This window comes from Phenylobacterium sp. (assembly GCF_019636135.1).
Taxonomy (GTDB): domain Bacteria; phylum Pseudomonadota; class Alphaproteobacteria; order Caulobacterales; family Caulobacteraceae; genus Phenylobacterium.
On record NZ_JAHBYD010000008.1, the window covers coordinates 132,647 to 151,073 of the forward strand.

The window sequence follows — 18,427 nt, forward strand, 5'->3', positions numbered from 1 at the left end:
CCGTCAGGCCGGCGCTCGTGCGAGACGCCTGCGCCGGACGGTCGCCCCGAGAAGGCCGAAGCCCGTGATCATCAGCGCCCAGGCCCGGGGTTCCGGCACGCCGGCGGCCTGCCGCGTCGCCGTGCCGCTCAGCATGCGGGCGCCCGAGCCGGGCCACGGCTGGCTCTCGAACCCGGTGAAGGCATAGCCGCCGCCGCCTCCGGCCCCGAGCAGGATCGGCGTGAAGAGGAGCTGGAGCTGCTGGGTCGCGCCCTCCACCAGCACGGTGAGGCGGAAGTACTGGGGCATCCGGTCGGCGTCGATGAAGCCGACGCTGCCGTAGGTCGAGCTGCGGAACGCGCCGGCGGCGGAGGTGACGAGGTTCACCGCGATCACCTCGGTCACGTCGTCGTCCGTCGTGAACGTGCCGCTGATCGTGCCGGCGGCCGTGCTCCACGCCGCGGCCGCTGCGATGCCGAACGGCGCCAGCGACGGCGGCGGCCTGTCGATCGTGAAGGCGCCCTCCACGGTCCAGACGATCGCCGCCGCCGCCGGCGTCGCCCCCATCGCGGCCGTTGCGACGACCAGCCCTGCCAGCACCCCACGCATGAACTCGACCTCCCAAGCGCCCCGCGACGGGGACGATCGAGAGGTAGGCCGCTGCGCCGCGGCGCGCTTGAACGCGGGCGCCAATCGCTTGGCCGCAGGGCTCAAAGGCAGACGGCGCGCCCGCTCGCCGGCTAGCTGTCCAGGATCGCCACGGCGCGGATCCAGCCGGCCGAGGCGCCGGCGATCTTCACCGGGAAGCAGGAGAGGGTGAAGCCGTCGGCGGGCAGGGCCTCCAGGTTCGTCAGCTTCTCGATCTGGTAGTACTCGCGGAAGCGGCCCGCCTTGTGGCCCTCCCAGATCAGTTTCGGGTCGCGGGTCTCGGCCCACTTCCTGGCCGTATGGCTGAAGGGCGCGTCCCACGACCAGGCGTCGGTGCCCACCACCTTCACGCCGCGCTCGGTGAGGTAGAGCGTCGCCTCTTCGCCCATGCCGCAGCCCTTGTGGATGAAGCCCGGGTCGCCGTAGGCGGCGCCGGCGGCGGTGTTCACCAGCACGATGTCCAGCGGCTTCAGCGCATGGCCGATCCGGTCCAGTTCGGCCTCCACGTCGGCGGCGGTGGCGACATAGCCGTCGGGGAAGCGGCGGAAATCGAGCTTCACGCCCGGTTGCAGGAAATACTCCAGCGGCCCCTCGTCGATGGTCGGCGCCGGCCGGGTCGTCCCGGCCTGGTCGGTGGTCGAGTGGAAGTGCCACGGCGCGTCCATGTGGGTGCCGTTGTGGGTGGAGAGCGTGATCTGTTCGACGGCCCAGCCTTCGCCCTCGGGCAGATGCTCGGCGGTCAGGCCGGGGAACGACGCCGCCATCTGCGGCACCGTCTCGCGGTGCCTGAAGTAGGTCACCTTCGGCCGCATCGTGTCGGGATCCGAGATGATGTCGTTGGTGATCGGGATCGACAGATCCACCAGCCGCCGGGCCATCGCGTCGCGTCCTCGCCAAACTTTCGCCCGAGCTTAGGCGCCCGTTTCCCGGGCGGCGACAGAATTTCTCCGCGAATGCGCGCCTGGGCCGGAACCATCCGGCGAGGGCGTGGTTGGTCGAATGTCGGGTGGAGCACAGAGGGCTGGGCCGGGAATGCCGATCACCGCGCATGTCGCGCCGCCGCCGGTGTCGTTGATCGTGGCGACGCCCGCCGCGCCGGCCCGCGCCGCCACGAGCCGGCGCAAGCGCGCCTTCGACATCGCCGTCGCGGCGCTGGCCCTGTTCGCCTTCCTGCCGCTGCTGGTCCTGATCGGCGCCGCGGTCTGGATGGAGAGCGACGGCCCCATCCTGTTCCGCCAGCAGCGCACCGGCCTGAACGGCAAGCCGTTCCGCATCTACAAGTTCCGCACCATGACCGTGATGGAGGACGGCGACGGCGTGCGCCAGGCCGTCCGCGGCGACGCGCGCGTGACGCCCCTGGGCGGCCTGCTCCGCAAGCTCAGCCTCGACGAACTGCCGCAGCTCCTGAACGTGCTGAAGGGCGAGATGTCGATCGTGGGCCCCAGGCCGCACGCGCTCAGCCACGACGTCACCTGGTCGCGCCGCGTGCCGGGCTACGCCGATCGCTTCCGGGTTCGGCCCGGCCTGACCGGGCAGGCGCAGGTGATGGGCTACCGCGGCGAGGTGGCCAACGACGAAGGCCTGATCCAGCGCATCGGCGCCGACAACGCCTACATCGACGGCTGGAGCTTCACCCGCGACCTGGCGCTGGTGGCCCGCACCGTGCCCCTGCTGTTCGGCGACGCCCAGGCCTTCTAGGGGCCGCCTCCGCGCCCCCCCGGCCACGGGCGCCACGCACGGGGGCCACGCACGGGGGCCACGCACGGGGGACTGGCGCTTGACGGGCGCCCGCCCGGCTGGCGCGATGCGGGCGGGAGGCGTGACGCCCTGGATCTCGTCGTATTCTCAGCCGTGCTGGCCGCGGCGCTGATGCACGCAGGCTGGAACGCGGTGGTCCGCGTGGGCGGCGACCGGTTCTCGTCGATCCTGCTGCTGTCGATGACCCAGAGCGGGCTGGCGCTGATCCTGCTGCCGTTCGCGGCGCAGCCGCTGCCGGCGGCCTGGCCGTGGATCGCCGGCGCCGGCCTGCTGCACACGGGCTACAAGCTGTTCCTGATCCGCGCCTACCAGCACGGCGACCTCAGCCAGATCTACCCCCTGGCCCGCGGGGCGGCGCCGCCGATGGTGGCCCTGGGCGGGATCGCCCTCTTCCACGAACACCTGCCGCCCGCCGGCTGGGCGGCCGTGGCGCTGATCGCGCTGGGCGTGGGGCTGATGGCGTTCCGCGGCGGCGCAGGCGTCTCGCGCCTCCCCGTCAAGGCGCTGGCCTATGCGCTGGGCACGGCGGTGTTCGTGGCGTCGTACACCCTGGCCGACGGGCAGGGCGCGCGGATCGCGCAGACCGCGACCGGCTTCGCCATGTGGATGTTCGTGGGCGACGGGCTCTGCATGCTGGCCTATGCGGTCGCCACCCGTGGCCCGCGCGCCCCGGTCGCGGTGGTCTCCGAGTGGCGCACCGGCCTGCCGGCGGGGATGCTGTCGCTGGGCTCGTACTGGATCGCGCTGTGGGCTTTCACCCGCGCGCCGGTCGCGCTCGTCGCGGCGCTGCGCGAGACCAGCGTCCTCTTCGCCCTGCTGATCGGCGTCTTCCTGCTGAAGGAGGAGGCGGGCCGCTGGCGCGTGGCCGCGGGCGTCGCCATCGCGGCGGGCGTCGTCGCCATGCGGCTCTAGGTTGACCGCGCGCCCGCGGCCCCCCTTAAGAACGCCCGTGACCGCCGAGACCCACCCGCCGCGCGTCCTGCTCGGCATCGCCTACCGCGTCGCGGCGATGGCCTGCATGGCGTGCCTGTCGGCGATCGTGAAGTGGACCGGCTCGCGCGGCGTGCCGGTGTTCGAGATCATCCTCTTCCGCAACCTCTTCGCCTTCGCCCCGCTGGCGCTCTACATCGCGCATACGACCGGGTTCGGCGTCCTGAGGACCGACCGCCTCGGCGGCCACGCCCTGCGCTCGGTGGTGGGCCTGACCGGCATGGTCTGCGGCTTCTCGGCGGTGCAGCACCTGCCGCTCACGGAGGCCACCGCGCTCCAGTTCACCTCGCCGCTCTTCATGACGGCGCTGTCGGCGATGCTGCTGTCCGAGAAGGTGGGCCGCCACCGCTGGGCCGCCGTGCTGGCGGGCTTCGTCGGCGTCCTGATCATGGCCCGTCCCGTCCCGGGCGCGTTCAGCGCGGTCGGCGTGTCGCTGGGCATCCTGAGCGCCCTGGGCGCCGCCGGGGCCATGGTCGCCATCCGCCAGATCGCCGACACCGAGCGCGGCGCCACCATCGTCTTCTACTTCACCCTCGGCGGGGTGCTGATGGGCGCCGTGGGCTCGATCTTCCACTGGGTGACGCCGGATCCGCTCACCCTGGGCGCGCTGGTCCTGGGCGGCCTCGTCGGCGGCGTGGGCCAGCTCTTCCTCACCGAGGCGTTGCGCCAGGCGCCCATCGGCGTGATCGCGCCCTTCGACTACACCCAGCTCGTCTGGGCCAGCTTCATCGGCCTCTTCGTCTGGGGCGAGCTGCCCAGCCTCTTCACCCTGGCCGGGGCGGCGATCGTGGCGGCCAGCGGGGCCTACATCCTGCACCGCGAGCTGCGGCGCTTCCGGCGCGCCCCATGATCGCGCCCCGTGACGCTGTCCGATTGATTTGACACGGCCGCGTCGCAGGCGGACGCTTCCGGCCGCGTCAGGCTCCGGAGGCCGTCCCATGCGCACATCCGTCTTCGCCATCGCCTTCATCGCCGCCGCCGCGTTCGCGGGCGCGGCCTCGGCGGGCGCCGTCACCGTGATCGGCGGCGGCATGGCCAGGGAATGCTCCCAGGCCGCGCTCGGCGGCGAGTCCGAGCCCCGGTTCGAGGCGATCTGCACCCAGGCGCTGGACACCGAGATGCTCAGCCTGCGCGACCGGGCCGGCACCTATGTGAACCGCGGCATCCTGAAGCTGCGGCGCAAGGAGTTCGCCTCGGCCCAGTTCGACTTCAACCGCGCGATCGCCACCCAGCCGGCGCTGGGCGAGGCCTATGTGAACCGCGGCGCCGCCTCGGTGGGCGCGCGGCGCTTCTCCGAGGGCCTGGCCGACCTCAACAGGGCGCTCGAGCTCGGCGTGGATGAGCCCGAGAAGGCCTACTACAACCGCGCGCTCGCCTACGAAGGCCTCGACGACATGAAGGCCGCCTACTTCGACTACCAGAAGGCGGTCGAGCTGAAGCCCGAATGGGACATGCCGAAGAAGGAACTCGCCCGCTTCACCGTGGAACGGCGCTGACCGCTGGCCGTTCGGCGCATATGCAGGGCCATCGCACACGGACTGTGGGCGGCTTGTCCGCCCGGGTCATGAACCGCGGAGATCGCGGAGATGCGCAGAGCGCTCGCGGATCCACCGGGCTCCTCCGCGTATCTCCGCGATCTCCGCGGTTTGACCGAGGGCCTTTGGGCCTCCCGCATCCATATGCGATGGCCCTGGGGGCATATGGGAGCCTCATCGTCCTCGGCCTCCTCGCGGCGGCCGCGCCCGCGTCGGCGCAGGCGCTCGATCCGCTGAGCCAGGTCGCCCTGCAGGACCTGCGCATGCAGGCCGAGGCCGCCCAGCGCCGCGCCATCGACCAGGCCAACCAGCTCGAGGCCGCCTCGGCGCGGCAGCGGGCCGAACAGGCGAGCCTCGACCTCCAGCTCCAGCGCGGCGACGTCGGCCCGCGGCAGGCCCCGGCGCTCCGCGACGAGCCCGCGGCCACGCCGGCGCCGACGTCGCTCGGCCAGTATCCGTCGACGCCCGACGCGGCGCTTGCCGACTCCGACAAGAAGGTTCAGGACGCGGCCCGGAACCGGCGCTAGAGCGCGTTCCGAAAAGTGGGAACCGGTTTTCGGAATAAACGCGCGACAAGATAAAACTTGGAGCGGCGATCTGATTCCATCAGATCGCAACCCGCTCTAGGAATGGTTTCCTGGCTGCGCCACGGCGCGCGAAGCGGAGAGACAGACCCATGCGCTGGGGCGGCGACGGCGGCGGCAATATCGAGGACCGGCGGGGCATGGGCTCGGTCGGCGTGGGCGGCCTGGGCGCCGGCGGCGTGATCCTGGCCCTGGTCGGCTACTTCTTCTTCGGCATCGACCCCTCCACGACCACCGGCATGCTCCAGGGCGCGGCCCCGTCTCAGCAGCAGCAGCAGGACGGCGTGCGCGGCGCGCCGGGCGACGAGGCCGGCCGCTTCGTCGACGTGGTCTCGGGCAACATCGACGCCGTCTGGACCGCCCTGTTCCGCCAGCAGGGCGAGCGCTACGAGCGGCCCGCCGCCATCGTGCTCTACGACCGGGCCACCGGCACCGGCTGCGGCATGGGCCAGTCGGCGATGGGGCCGTTCTATTGCCCCGCCGACCGCAAGGTCTACCTCGACCTCTCGTTCTGGCAGGAGCTGGAGCAGAAGTTCGGCGCCGGCGGCGAGGCGGCCCGCGCCTACGTCATCGCCCACGAGGTCGGCCACCACGTCCAGACCCTGACCGGCGCCTCGGCCAAGGCGCGGCGGCTGGGCGCGAAGGGCGCCGAGAGCGGCTCGGTCCGGCTGGAGCTCCAGGCCGACTGCTACGCCGGCGTCTGGGTGGCGCACGCCGCCCAGGTCTCGAACGGCCGGGTGGCGCTGGACCCCAGGGACATCGAGGACGGCCTGCGCGCCGCCGCCGCCGTCGGCGACGACACCCTCCAGCGCAAGGCCCAGGGCCAGGTGATGCCCGACGCCTTCACCCATGGCAGCTCGGAGCAGCGCATGCGCTGGTTCCGCAAGGGCGCCGACAGCGGCGACCCCAACGCCTGCGACACCTTCGGAACGAACCGGCTCTGACCTCCCTCCCTTAATGGGGAGGGACAGGCCGCGAAGCGGCCAGGGTGGGGCAGTGTGGATCATCCCCGCCGTCAGAGTTCTCGCACCACACCGCCCCACCCTGGCGCCTGCGGCGCCTGTCCCTCCCCATTAAGGGAGGGAAGGCCGCATCGCGGGAATCCGCTCGCCTCGCAGGCGAGCTGCATTGCGCCTCTCATAGCTTGACCGTAGTATAGTTTACAGCCCGCGGCGCCTTTTACAGCCCGCGGCGCCTTTTACAGCCCGCGGCGCCTTGGGGGGACGTGGGCGGATGAAAATCGGACATTGGATCGGCGGCGCCGCGGCGTCGGCTCTGTTGGTCGCCGCGCCGGCCACGGCGACGGCCGCGGTTCAGTACATCCTCACCGACCTCGGCGACCTGCCGGGCGGAGGCGACGACAGCGAGGCCACCGGGATCAACAATGCCGGCCAAGTGGTGGGCTACAGCAGTATCGCCACGGGCGCCCACGCTTTCCTGTGGTCCGGGGGCGTGATGACCGATCTTGGCGACCTTCTGGACGGGCGCTACGCCAGCTACGCTTTCGGGATCAACAACGCCGGCCAGGTGGTGGGCGTCAGCGACGCCGCCACGGGCACGCGCGCCTTCCTGTGGTCCGATGGCGTGATGACGGATCTCGGCGACCTGCCGGGCGGGGTCGACTTCAGCGCCGCCAACGGGATCAACGACGCCGGCCAGGTGGTGGGCATCAGCGCCACCGCCACGGGCCAGCCCGCCTTCCTGTGGTCCGGAGGCGTGATGACTGATCTCGGCCTCCTGCCGGGCGAGGTCGACTTCAGCGAGGCCTACGGGATCAACGAGGCCGGCCAGGTGGTGGGCTTGAGCGGGACCGTCACGACGGGCTACCACGCCTTCCTGTGGTCCGAGGGCACGATGACCGATCTCGGCGACCTGCCGGGCGGGACCGACTCCAGCTGGGCTTTCGGGATCAACAACGCCGGCCAAGTAGTGGGCTTCGGCAGCGCCGCCACGGGTAGCCGCGCCTTCCTGTGGACGGCGGATGGCGGGATGCAGGACCTCGGCGACCTGCCGGGCGGGAGCGACTACAGCTATGCCTACGGGATCAACGACGCCGGGCAGGTGGTGGGCAGCAGCGGCGCCGCCACGGGCGTCCACGCCTTCTTGTGGACGGCGGACGGCGGCATGCAGGACCTGAACGACCTCATCGACCCGCTCGCCGGCTGGGTCCTCTATGAGGCGCGCGCCATCAACGCCTCGGGCCAGATTGTGGGCTACGGCCACAACGCCGCCGGCTTCGCGCACGCCTTCCTGCTGACGCCGCTCACCAACAGCGCCACCGTCCCCGAACCCGCCACATGGGCCATGCTGATCGCGGGCTTCGGCGCCGTGGGGACGGCCCTGCGCCGCCGCCGACGCGCGCCCGCCGCCGCCTGAGGCCCCCCTCCCGCTCATCCCCGCGCATGCGGGACCCAGGCTTGCTTGAGGACCCGGGCGGCCGCTCCGAAGGATAGTCTGGGTCCCCGCGTGCGCGGGGATGAGCGGAGGGGGTTCGTGACTCGGGCGGCCGAAAGGCCGTCAGTCAAACCGCAGAGATCGCGGAGATACGCAGAGGCTTTCCCCGTTTGTCATCCCGGTTTGGGCGTAGCCCAAGACCGGGACCCAACCCTCCGGTGCGTCGATGGTTGGGGGCCGGCCCCCGGCGAGCGGGGCCAAATAACAACCTCAGAGCACCGGACGGTTGGGTCCCGGTCTTCGCCTGCGGCGAAACCGGGATGACAATCGTGGGAGAGCTTCTCTGCGCATCTCCGCGATCTCTGCGGTTCATGAATCGGGCGGACACGCCGCCCACAAGCCATATGCGATTGCCCTGCCGCGCACGCGGGGATGAGCGGAGGGGGGCGACCCGCTAGGCCGGCGCGTGCGGCAGGGGCTCCCAGCCGAGGCAGACGCCGACGCAGCGGCGGGCCAGCAGGTCGCCGGGGTCGATCAGCTCCAGCTTCACGTCGCGGTCGTCGAGCACCAGCGGGACCTCGGTGCAGCCGGCGATCAGCACCTCGGCGCCGGCCGCCCTCAGCGTCTCGGCGTGGACCTGCATCTCGCGCTTCACGTCGTGGCCCAGGTCGCCCGACTTGATGCGATAGAGCGTCACCATGAACTGCTCCTGCGCCTCGGGCGGCAGCGCCACGAGGCCCATGGCGCGGGCGGCCAGGTACTCGCGGTAGAGCTTCAGCGCGCCCTTGGCGCCCAGCACGCCGGCGCGCGCCGCGCCCGTGCGGGCGGCCGCCTCGGCCGCCAGGCCGATCATGTCCACCAGCGGCAGGCCGGACGCCCGCTGGATCAGGTCGGCGTGGGCGTGGGCGGTGTTGCACGGCATGGCCAGCACCTGTGCGCCCGCGCCCTGCAGCGCGCCCGCCATCTCGGCCAGCACGCCGCCGGCCTGGCTTCCCGGCGCGTTGTGGTCGGGCGCCCTCGGATTGATGTCGGCGATGACCCGGATGTGGTCCTGGTCCTTCTCGGCGGGCGTGTAGGCCTGGAGCCTGGCCAGGAACTCGACCGTCGCGGCGGGGCCCATGCCCCCCAGGACGCCGAGGGTCAGCGAGGTGTCGTTGCTCATGCGGGGACTCCGCGCCCGGCGGGGTTTCCCCCCAGGCTCCGGCGGGTGCGGCAGGGGGGCGAGGCGGACAGGCGGGCGGGGCGCATGGCCCCACCCGCTAAACCGTGCGGATTACGGCCGCAACCGCCTGGGCACGGCCGCGGCCTCTTCCGGGGTCAGCTTCACGATGGAGGCGATGTCGCAGAGCCCGCCGCGGGCGACGATCCGCACGTCCCTCGGCGCGCAGATCCGGCCGCCGCCCACCTGGCGCACCTCGATCGGGTCGGACGAGACGGCGCTGCGCAGGCAGCCGTTGCGCATGGTCACGCGGTACGTGCCGCCGCTGCGGCCCACCGCGTTCCACAGCAGGGTGTTCTGGTCGACCACCGCGTGGTTTCCCAGGTCGCGGTCGACGATGCACCGGTCCCTGGCCAGGCCCGTGCCGGCGGGCGGCGGCGGGCCCAGCGGCGAGGCGGGGCCGGCCACGGCCAGCGTCCCGATCGCGGCGAGGCCCAGCGGGAGGGCGAAGGCGATGCGCGTCATCGCCGGTCCCTACGGCTTCAGCTTCTTCGGCAATGCGGCGACCTCCGCGGCGCTCAGCTTCACGATCGATTCCACGATGCACGGGCTCGGGAAGCCGGCCCTGGAGACGGCGACGTCCATGTCGATCGGCTTGCAGATCAGCGTCGAGCCCGGCGGGCTGCGCGTGACGATCGGGTCGGAACTCATCGCGCCGGCCAGGCACGAACCGCTCATGGTCACGCGATAGGTGTCGCGGCCGCGCACGTCGATCAGCATCGTCCGGTCGTCGGCGAAGGTGTGGTTGCGGATCTCGTTGCTGCGGATGCACTGGCCGCTGGGCAGGCCGGTCCCGGCGGCGGGCGCCGGCCCGAGCCCGGTGGCCTCCGTCCTGGCGGCGAGCGCGGCGGTGGCGAGGGCGCCCGTCGTCGCGACGGCGGCCAGGGTGATGATGACGGGTCTCATCGGCAGGTTTCTCCTTCGACACCCCCCAAGCGAAGGATACGCTCCCTGCGCGCCGCCGTCTCCGGCTTTGAACGGGAGACGCGCGGAAACCGCTTTCGCCCGCGTCCGGCCGGGCGTAGCCTCCGGCCATCCTCGGGGGGCCGCGCGCAAGCGGCTGAGAGGTGGGTGAGCCCACGACCCGTCGAACCTGATCCGGGTCATGCCGGCGAAGGGAAGGGCCTCAAGCGACCCCAACCGACGCCCGTGATCCGTCCGTTTTGAGGACGCGCACGATGAACAAGCCCATCGCCGGCAAGCTGGAAGCCGCCGCCATCCCGACCGGGGAGCGCCCCGGATCGAAGAAGGTCCACCAGCCCGGCTCGCTGTGGCCCGACATCCGCGTGCCGTTCCGCGAGGTGGCCGTCCACGAGAGCGCCGGGGAGCCGGCGCTGACGCTCTACGACCCGTCCGGCCCCTACACCGACCCGACCGTCGCCATCGACATCGAGAAGGGCCTCGCGAAGACCCGCGAGCCCTGGGTCGTTTCCCGCGGCGACGTCGAGATCGTGGAGCACCCCCGCGCCGTGAAGCCGGAGGACAACGGCTTCGCCAAGGGCCAGCACCTGGCGCCCGAGTTCACCGCGCCCCGCCGCGTCTACCGCGCCAGGGCCGGCGCCAACGTCACCCAGCTCGAGTACGCCCGTCGGGGGCTGATCACCCCCGAGATGGAATACGTCTCGATCCGCGAGAACCAGCGCCGCGAGGCGGGCGGCAAGTTCATCCGCGACGGCGAGGATTTCGGCGCCTCGATCCCCGACATCTGCACGCCCGAGTTCGTGCGCGACGAGATCGCCCGCGGCCGCGCGATCATCCCGGCCAACATCAACCACACCGAGCTCGAGCCGATGATCATCGGCCGCAACTTCCTGGTGAAGATCAACGCCAACATCGGCAATTCGGCCGTCCTCAGCCACGTCTCCGACGAGGTGGACAAGATGGTCTGGTCGATCCGCTGCGGCGCCGACACGGTCATGGACCTCTCCACCGGCCGCAACATCCACAACATCCGCGACTGGATCGTGCGCAACAGCCCGGTCCCCATCGGCACCGTGCCGATCTACCAGGCGCTGGAGAAGGTGAACGGCGTCGCCGAGGACCTGACCTGGGAGGTGTTCCGCGACACCCTGGTCGAACAGGCCGAACAGGGGGTGGACTATTTCACCATCCACGCCGGCGTGCGCCTGGCCTATGTGCCGCTGACCGCCGGCCGGGTGACCGGCATCGTCAGCCGCGGCGGCTCGATCATGGCCAAGTGGTGCCTGGCGCACCACAAGGAGAACTTCCTCTACGAGCACTTCGAGGACATCTGCGAGATCATGAAGGCGTACGACGTCTCGTTCAGCCTGGGCGACGGCCTGCGCCCCGGCTCGATCGCCGACGCCAACGACGCGGCCCAGTTCGGCGAGCTGGAGACCCTGGGCGAGCTCACCCAGGTCGCGTGGAAGCACAACGTCCAGGTGATGATCGAAGGCCCCGGCCACGTGCCGATGCACAAGATCAAGGCCAACATGGACAAGCAGCTCAAGACTTGCGGCGAGGCGCCGTTCTACACGCTCGGCCCGCTCACCACCGACGTCGCGCCCGGCTACGACCACATCACCAGCGCCATCGGCGCGGCGATGATCGGCTGGTTCGGCACGGCGATGCTCTGCTACGTCACGCCCAAGGAACACCTGGGCCTGCCGAACCGCGACGACGTGAAGGTGGGCGTGATGACCTACAAGCTCGCCGCCCACGCCGCCGACCTCGCCAAGGGCCACCCCGGCGCGCGCATGTGGGACGACGCCATCAGCCGCGCCCGCTTCGAGTTCCGCTGGGAGGACCAGTTCAACCTGGGGATCGATCCCGAGACGGCGCGCGAGTACCACGACGAGAGCCTGCCGAAGGAGGCGTTCAAGACCGCCCACTTCTGCTCCATGTGCGGCCCGAAGTTCTGCTCCATGAAGATCAGCCAGGACATCCGCGACGCCGCCCGCCAGCAGAACGAGGTCGCCACCGGCCTCGCCGACATGGCCCAGAAGTTCCGCGACGGCGGCGGCGAGATCCTGATCCCCGTCGCGCCGGCGGAGTAGTTTCAGGAACCACCAGGAGCACCAAGGACACCAAGAGGAAGCCTTCCTCTCTCTGAGGAAGAGCAGCTCTCACTCCCCCTGGAACGTCATCCCGCGGCTTGTCCGCGGGACCCAGGAACGCGGGAGAGCGTGGCGGCCCGCAGCGTCGCGGCCTGCGTCCTGTCCGGCGCCGGGGAGTCCATGGGTCCCGCGGACAAGCCGCGGGATGACGAAGCGGAACTTGCGGTGACAGCGCACCTAATTCGGCCGTCAGCCCCCGCAGGCCTTCAGCCCTTCCGCCACGCTCTTCAGGTTGTTCTCGCGGTCGTAGTCGGAGAGGTCGTTGCGGGCGGCGTAGCCGCTGAGGATCGCGTGCGACTCCCGCAGGGCGCCGCAGGCCTGGGCCGTGCGCCCGGCGTGGCGGTAGACCGGGGCGGCGTCCTTCAGGCCCACGGCCAGGTGCAGGCGCGAACCCTTGTTGCCGCCGCTGCGCTGGGCCAACTGGCGGCGGATGGCCACCACCTCGTCCGCCGCTGCGACCGCCTGGGCGTGCGCGCCGCGGGCGCTCTGGACCTGGGCCAGCACGATCCCGGTCAAGGCTATGGATTCCGCCGCCCCCGCGTCGGTGGGACTGCGCGCCGCCATCGCGCGGGCGATGTCCTGTCCGTCCTTCAGGGTCGCCAGCGCCGCGTCCAGCCGCCCGGCCTCGCGCTGGATGTCGCCCAGCGACCACAGCGAGGCGACGAGCCGCCGGGTCCAGGTCGGGTCGCCCTCGGTCGCGGCCAGCCGCGCGCGGTTCAGCGCGACCCCTTCCTGCATGCGGGCCACGGCGTCGTCGATGCGGCCGGCGTACAGATAGACGTTGCCGCTCTGCCGCAGCAGGCCGCTCAGCGACACGGCGACCGGATCGCTTTCGCGCAGGGCCGGCGGCAGAGCGGCCACGATCTTCAGTCCCTGCTCGTACACGCGCCCCGCGCCGGGGATGTCGTTGTCCCAGCCGTAGCTGTCGCCTTCGTAGAGGTAGGCGGCCGCCAGGGCGCCGGCGCTGCGGTCCGAGGGTTCCGGCAGCGCTGTCAGCAGGGTTCGGGCCCGCGTGGCGCGGGCGCGCGCGGCCTTGCTGTCGCCGTCGGCGTACAGGCTCTCGCCCGCCAGGAACGACAGCAGGTGGCCCAGGGCCAGGCTGACGTCCGCCCGCGCCGGCCGTTCGGCGTGGAGCCGTTCCAGGATCGCCTCGGCGCGGCCGTACAGCGCCTTGCCTTCCTCCCGCCGGCCCAGCGAGCCGCCGCCGGTGGACCCCATCACCCTGCCGAGGCGGAAATAGCCTTCGCCCGCCTCCAGCCGCACGTCGAACGGCGCATGCGGGTCGGCGGCCAGCCGGTCCAGATAGGTCTGGGCGGTCTGGGCCAGCTTCAGCCGCGCGTCGACCGAACCCTGGACCTTGGCCACCTCGTCGTAGACGTCGAACATCATCGACTTGGCCAGGGTGCGCACGTCCTCGAACCGCGTCTCGGCCTCGGCGCGGGCCGCCTCGGCGCGGGCGTTGGCCGCCAGCGTCAGGCCGAAGGCGGCGATGAGGAGGATCGCCGCCGCCGCCGCCCCGCCGACCGCCAGGCGATGGCGCCGCACGAACTTGCCGAAGACGTAGCCGCGGCCGCCGCCGACCGCCGCCACCGGGAAGCCGCCCCGCCAGGCCGTCACGTCGTCGCGCAGCGCCTCGACGGTGGGGTAGCGCTCGGCCGGGTCGTCCGCGGTGGCCCGCGCGACGATGGCCCGGAGCTCGGCGTCCGGCGCATCGCCCTCGGTCAGCCAGGCCAGCACCCGGCCCAGCGAATAGATGTCGCTGAGCGTCGTGGACGGCGCGCCGGCGATCCGCTCGGGCGCGGCGAAGCCCGGCGTGTGGATCCCCGCCTTGCCGTCGGGCGCCAGGGCCGCCGGCGCCTCGGTCGAGGCCGGCGAGGAGATGCCGAAGTCGATCAGCTTCGGCTGGCCGGCCTGGTCCACCAGGATGTTGGCCAGCGTCACGTCGCCGTGGACGATCAGGTTCTGGTGCGCGAACGCCACCGCCGAGGCCGCCGCCAGGAACAGGTCCAGCCGCTGGGCCTGCGACGGGTTCGTCGCCGCGCGCCATTCCGACAGCGGCCGGCCGTCCACCAGCTCCATGACGATGTAGGGCTCGCGCGCCTCGGTCTCGCCGCCGTCGAACAGCCGCGCGATGTTGGGGTGCGAGAGCCGCGCCAGGGTCTGCCGCTCGCGCCGGAACCGCTCGATCAGGCTGCCCGACAGCGCGCCGGGCCGGATCACCTTGATCGCCGTCGTGTGCTCGAAGTCGCCGGCCGCGCGCTCGCCGCGGTAGACCGCGCCCATGCCGCCCTGGCCGATCAGGCCGGTGATCCGGTAGGCGCCGATCCGCTCGGGCGCCGGGCCGCCGTCGGCCTTGCGCGGCCCGCCGCCGGTGGCCAGCGCCATCGCCGCGTCCCGGCCCACGCCCAGCAGTTGCAGCGCCCGCGCCCGCGCCGCCTCGGGCGCATCCTGTTCCGCGATCCAGCGGCCGCGCGCATCCGACGCCTGGTCCATCGCCTGTTCCAGGAGGTCGAGCGCGCGGGCCTCGATCGCCCTGGCGGAGAGGGGCCGGCTAGCCATGCTGCGGCGCGAGCGCCTCGTAGAGCCACAGGCGCGCCGCCTGCCAGCGCCGCTTCACCGTCGACTCGGAGAGGTTGAGGACGACCGCGATGTCGGCGATCTCCATGCCGCCGAAATAGCGCATCTCGACGATCTCGGCCCGCTCGCGGTCGATCTTGGCCAGGGCGTCCAGGGCGTCGTTGATCTCCTCGAGGTCCGCGTTCACCGCGTCCGGGATGTTGGTGATCAGCTCCACCTTCTGGTGGTCGCGCTTGTTGCGCCGCTTGGCGCGCACGTGCTCGACCAGGGAGCGGCGCATCATCACCGAGGTCAGGGCCATGAAGTGGGCGCGGTCCTGCCAGTCGATCCGCTCCAGCGAGATCAGCTTCAGGATCGTCTCGTGCACCAGGTCGCCCACCGAGAGCGACACATGCCGTTCGCCGCGCAGCATCCCGGCGGCGGCCTGCCTCAGCTCGGCGTAGAGCAGCTCGAAGAGGCGGTCACGCGCCGCGCGGTCCCCGCTGCGCCAGGCGGCGAGCAGCCCGCGCACATCGTGTCCCCCCGTACGCTCCCACATGCGCGCGATAGTGCGAACCCCACGCGCGGCTGGCAAGTCGGCGCACCTCTCGCGGGAAAACGGCGGCGCGGGCGAAAAAATGCGTAGGGCGTGACCCGTGGCGACCGGAACCGGCGCCTGACTCCGAGGAGCGGAGACTCGAGGCGGGCCGCTCAACCCTGGAAAGCCGGGGCCGGCGGCAAACCGTGTCAAGCCGTGGCCACGAGCGATCCGGGTCCTCGCCTCGAACCCTGGGGTGTAACAAGGGGACTTTCGTGATGCGTACTTTCCTGGTCGCCGCCGCCGCGGCGCTCTCGCTGGCGCCGGCTGCGGCCCACGCCGACTACTTCGTCACCGCCGTGGCCAATCTCGGCTCGGCCAGCGACGGCGGCTACTCGCCGAACGGCCCGACCAGCAAGTCGGCCAGCGTCGCCGGCGGCGACGCCCAGGCCCAGGTCGATCTCTCGACCGGCCAGGCCAAGACCTATCTCAGCTTCTACGGCCCCGACGTGGCGGGGCCCGACTTCGGCTCGACCGGGGCGGTGTTCGGCGACACCGTGACCTTCTCCGGCGCGACCAACGCCGGGTTCAAGTTCGACTTCGACGGCTCGATCTATTCCGATCCGATCGAGGAGGGGAACCTCAGCAACTACCAGATCCTGCTGGTCGCCAACCTGCGGGTGTTCCAGGCGGGCTCGGGCGCGACGGCGAGCAACTTCGCGAGCTACGGCGGCGCGCTGGTCTCCGACAGCTTCGTGCTGGAGATCCGCAACCCGACCGAGATCGTCGACCTGTTCCTGGACGAGTCGCTGTTCGGGAACACCGCGGTCACCTCGGGCGGCAGCTACGACATCTTCGCCAGCTTCTCGACCGCCATCGCCATGAACGGCCATCCGGTCTTCGCCACGCTGGACTTCCTCAACACCGCCACCTTCGGCATCCAGCTCGACGATCCGGGCGTCACCTACAGCTCGCGGTCGGGCGTCCTCGTCGGCAGCACGCCGAGCGCCGCGGTTCCCGAACCGTCCACCTGGGCGTTCATGATCCTGGGCTTCGGCGGCGCGGGCGCGCTGTTGCGCCGCCGGGCGCGCCCGGCGGTCTCGATCTGAGCAAAGTCGCGATGCCCGCCCCTCCCTTCCTCCTCGATGGAGGAAGGGCCGGGGATGGTGGTGTGCGCAGGACCTTACCGGCCGGGCGCGGGAGGCGCCGTCTGCCGTAACGCCGGAGTCCCAACCACCCAACCCTACCTCCATCGAGGAGGGGGCCATCGCATATGGTTTGTGGGCGGCTTGTCCGCCCGAGTCATGAACCGCAGAGATCGCGGAGATACGCAGAGATGTCGCGGATCCACAGGAATCCTCTGCGTGTCTCCGCGATCTCTGCGGTTTGACCGACGGCCTTTCGGCCACACGCATCCATATGCGACGGCCCTCCATCGAGGAGGAGGGCTTTCGATCGGGCAGCCGCCTCCATCGGAGTTCCCCGGGCGACTCTGCCTGGAGTCCGCACTTCGCCATGGATGTGTGAAAGTAACATAAATTCAATAATATAGACCGTCGTCCCGGCCGCAGCGCAGCGGAGAGCCGGGACCCAGGAACACCAGCTTCGGAGCTTGAACCCCCTGGGTCCCGGCTCTACGGGCCTACGGCCCTCCGGCCGGGATGACCCGGTGTTTCGGGCCAGCTCTATTGAGTCCGGACCCTGACCCCGTAAGGGGCCGTTCGCTCAGTCGGCCTTCTGCCCGGCCTCGGCCGCCGGCGGCCACACGCGCACCGCGACGGCGACGGCTACCGAGCCCAGCACCGCCGTGACCGCGCCCATCCACTGGACGGCGTTCATGCCCATCGCCGCATGATGGCCGGTCATCGCGCCCGAAAGGAACACGAGGCAGGCCGTCGCCCAGTCGATCAGGTCCTTCCTGGTGATGTCGAACGGCATGGGCGGCTCCGCGGGTCTGGCGATACGAGGCCGCCGAACGTGATCCCCGCTGGATGCCAAAAGCTTACCGATCGGGCGATGCGACACTGTTGCGCACCGCCTACTCGCTCCTGAGCGCCGGCGCCGGCCGCTTCGACAGCGCCTGGAACGACGCCAGCAGGCCGCCCGCCGCCGCCAGCGCCGAAGCGCCGGCCAGCAGGGCCGCGACGCCCGCCCAGTCGATGCTCCAGGTGGCCTCGAACACCTTCACCACGACCGGCCATGCCGCCGCGTAGCCGAGCCCCACGCCCGCCGCGCCGGCGATGACGCCCACCAGGCCGTACTCGATCACGTAGGCGCTCAGCACCTGCAGCCGGCTCGCGCCCAGCACCTTGAGCGTCGCGGCCTCGCGCGTCCGCTCCTGCGCGCGCGCCGCGATCGCGCCGGCCAGCACCAGCAGCGCCGCCATCAGCGCCACCGCCGCCGCGCCCCGGATCGCCAGCGCCACGCGGTCGAAGAGCTCGGTCGCCGCCTCCAGTTGCTCGCGCACCGAGATCACGTTCACCTCCGGGAACGCCTGGCCCAGCGCCCGCGTGATCCGCGCCTCCTCCGCGCGGCTGGCCTTGGCGATGGCGACGTGCCGCGGCGTCGCGCCCTCCAGCGCCGAGGGCGTCAGCACGATCGGGAAGCTCGCGCCGAAGCTCCCGACGTCCACGCGCCGGATGACCGCCACCGTCGCCTCGATCTCGGCGCCCAGCACCGACAGCGTGATCTCGTCGCCGGTCTTGATGTTGGCCGCGGCCGCCACGCCCTGCGCCATCGCCACCTGCGGCGGCCCCGCGTAGCCCGCCTTCCACCAGCGCCCTTTCAGCGTGCCGGGGTTGGGCGGCTCGGCGGGCAGGGCGGAGATGGTGATGTCCTGGTCGTAGGCCCAGCGCTCGCCGCGGGGGATCTTCTCGCGATCGACCGGCTCGCCGCGCACGGCGACGATCCGGCCCGAGAGCATCGGCGCGCGCAGGTACTCGTCGCGGCCGGGCGTGCGGCCCAGCGCGCGGGCGACGTCGGCGTCGAACTCCGCGACCCGGTCGCCCGGGATCTCGGTGAACACCATGGCCGGCGCGGTCTGCGGCGCGACGATGGCGATCTGGCGCAGCAGGCTGGACTGGATCAGCACCACGGCCGCCAGCAGGCCCACGCCGAGCCCGATGGCCGGCGCGGCCGTCCGCGCCGCC

At 71.8% G+C, this 18,427-nt stretch carries 18 protein-coding genes and 1 riboswitch; of the genes, 9 read left to right on the forward strand and 9 right to left on the reverse strand.

The annotated features are described in order from the left end of the window. Positions 1–3: 3 nt before the first annotated feature. Positions 4–588, reverse strand: coding sequence for a PEPxxWA-CTERM sorting domain-containing protein (locus KF737_RS07890; RefSeq protein WP_296452577.1), 585 nt, complete (start codon positions 586–588; stop codon positions 4–6). A 131-nt stretch (positions 589–719) separates the two neighbouring features. Next, entirely contained in the window at positions 720–1,505 is a 786-nt protein-coding gene (locus tag KF737_RS07895) for a cyclase family protein (protein WP_296452580.1), read from the reverse strand. 154 nt (positions 1,506–1,659) lie between these two features. Between KF737_RS07895 and KF737_RS07900 the strand changes: the two genes are divergently transcribed. From KF737_RS07900 to KF737_RS07930, 7 genes are all read left to right on the forward strand, one after another. Continuing rightward, positions 1,660–2,325 carry a sugar transferase gene (locus KF737_RS07900; RefSeq protein ID WP_296452581.1) on the forward strand — a complete coding sequence of 222 codons (666 nt, stop codon included), beginning with the start codon at positions 1,660–1,662 and terminating at the stop codon, positions 2,323–2,325. 153 nt (positions 2,326–2,478) lie between these two features. Continuing rightward, a complete protein-coding gene (locus tag KF737_RS07905) occupies positions 2,479–3,297 on the forward strand; it encodes an EamA family transporter (RefSeq protein WP_296452584.1) in 819 nt (272 codons plus the stop codon). 37 nt (positions 3,298–3,334) lie between these two features. After that, complete coding sequence (locus KF737_RS07910) at positions 3,335–4,225, forward strand: DMT family transporter (protein WP_296452587.1); 891 nt, start codon at positions 3,335–3,337, stop codon at positions 4,223–4,225. Between the two features lie 88 nt (positions 4,226–4,313). Continuing rightward, entirely contained in the window at positions 4,314–4,871 is a 558-nt protein-coding gene (locus KF737_RS07915; protein WP_296452589.1) for a hypothetical protein, read from the forward strand. A gap of 188 nt (positions 4,872–5,059) precedes the next feature. Beyond that, positions 5,060–5,437, forward strand: coding sequence for a hypothetical protein (locus KF737_RS07920; RefSeq protein WP_296452590.1), 378 nt, complete (start codon positions 5,060–5,062; stop codon positions 5,435–5,437). Between the two features lie 149 nt (positions 5,438–5,586). Then, a complete protein-coding gene (locus KF737_RS07925) occupies positions 5,587–6,438 on the forward strand; it encodes a neutral zinc metallopeptidase (RefSeq protein ID WP_296452595.1) in 852 nt (283 codons plus the stop codon). 289 nt (positions 6,439–6,727) lie between these two features. Further along, a complete protein-coding gene (locus KF737_RS07930; RefSeq protein ID WP_296452597.1) occupies positions 6,728–7,870 on the forward strand; it encodes a PEPxxWA-CTERM sorting domain-containing protein in 1,143 nt (380 codons plus the stop codon). 472 nt (positions 7,871–8,342) lie between these two features. Here the strand turns inward: KF737_RS07930 and KF737_RS07935 are convergent, their stop codons facing one another. The 3 genes from KF737_RS07935 to KF737_RS07945 all read right to left on the reverse strand — a co-directional run bounded on the left by KF737_RS07935 (position 8,343) and on the right by KF737_RS07945 (position 10,013). Next, complete coding sequence (locus tag KF737_RS07935; protein WP_296452602.1) at positions 8,343–9,050, reverse strand: aspartate/glutamate racemase family protein; 708 nt, start codon at positions 9,048–9,050, stop codon at positions 8,343–8,345. A gap of 111 nt (positions 9,051–9,161) precedes the next feature. Next, positions 9,162–9,572 (reverse strand): hypothetical protein, encoded by a 411-nt coding sequence (locus KF737_RS07940; RefSeq protein ID WP_296452605.1) that lies wholly within the window; start codon positions 9,570–9,572, stop codon positions 9,162–9,164. Between the two features lie 9 nt (positions 9,573–9,581). Then, a complete protein-coding gene (locus tag KF737_RS07945) occupies positions 9,582–10,013 on the reverse strand; it encodes a DUF6491 family protein (protein WP_296452608.1) in 432 nt (143 codons plus the stop codon). A 123-nt stretch (positions 10,014–10,136) separates the two neighbouring features. Then, positions 10,137–10,244: riboswitch (TPP riboswitch) on the forward strand. A gap of 41 nt (positions 10,245–10,285) precedes the next feature. Between KF737_RS07945 and thiC the strand changes: the two genes are divergently transcribed. Beyond that, on the forward strand, positions 10,286–12,124 hold the full coding sequence (thiC, locus tag KF737_RS07950; RefSeq protein WP_296452611.1) for a phosphomethylpyrimidine synthase ThiC: 1,839 nt from the start codon (positions 10,286–10,288) through the stop codon (positions 12,122–12,124). A gap of 249 nt (positions 12,125–12,373) precedes the next feature. Here the strand turns inward: thiC and KF737_RS07955 are convergent, their stop codons facing one another. Together KF737_RS07955 and KF737_RS07960 are read right to left on the reverse strand one after the other, a co-directional pair. Then, positions 12,374–14,743: a serine/threonine-protein kinase gene (locus tag KF737_RS07955; RefSeq protein WP_296452614.1), complete on the reverse strand. Its 2,370-nt coding sequence runs from the start codon at positions 14,741–14,743 to the stop codon at positions 12,374–12,376. Further along, positions 14,736–15,272 (reverse strand): ECF-type sigma factor, encoded by a 537-nt coding sequence (locus tag KF737_RS07960; protein ID WP_296452617.1) that lies wholly within the window; start codon positions 15,270–15,272, stop codon positions 14,736–14,738. The genes KF737_RS07955 and KF737_RS07960 overlap by 8 nt, the downstream gene beginning before the upstream one ends. A gap of 284 nt (positions 15,273–15,556) precedes the next feature. Here KF737_RS07960 and KF737_RS07965 point away from each other — a divergent pair, with 284 nt between their 5' ends. Further along, the gene (locus KF737_RS07965; RefSeq protein WP_296452620.1) at positions 15,557–16,387 is read left to right on the forward strand and encodes a PEPxxWA-CTERM sorting domain-containing protein; all 831 of its coding nucleotides are present in this window, start codon (positions 15,557–15,559) and stop codon (positions 16,385–16,387) included. 616 nt (positions 16,388–17,003) lie between these two features. Here KF737_RS07965 and KF737_RS07970 read toward each other — a convergent pair. Both KF737_RS07970 and KF737_RS07975 read right to left on the reverse strand, forming a co-directional pair. After that, a complete protein-coding gene (locus tag KF737_RS07970; RefSeq protein ID WP_296452623.1) occupies positions 17,004–17,216 on the reverse strand; it encodes a hypothetical protein in 213 nt (70 codons plus the stop codon). A 100-nt stretch (positions 17,217–17,316) separates the two neighbouring features. Next, positions 17,317–18,427, reverse strand: a 1,111-nt coding sequence (locus KF737_RS07975) for an FtsX-like permease family protein (RefSeq protein ID WP_296452625.1), incomplete at its 5' end; no start/stop codon positions are given.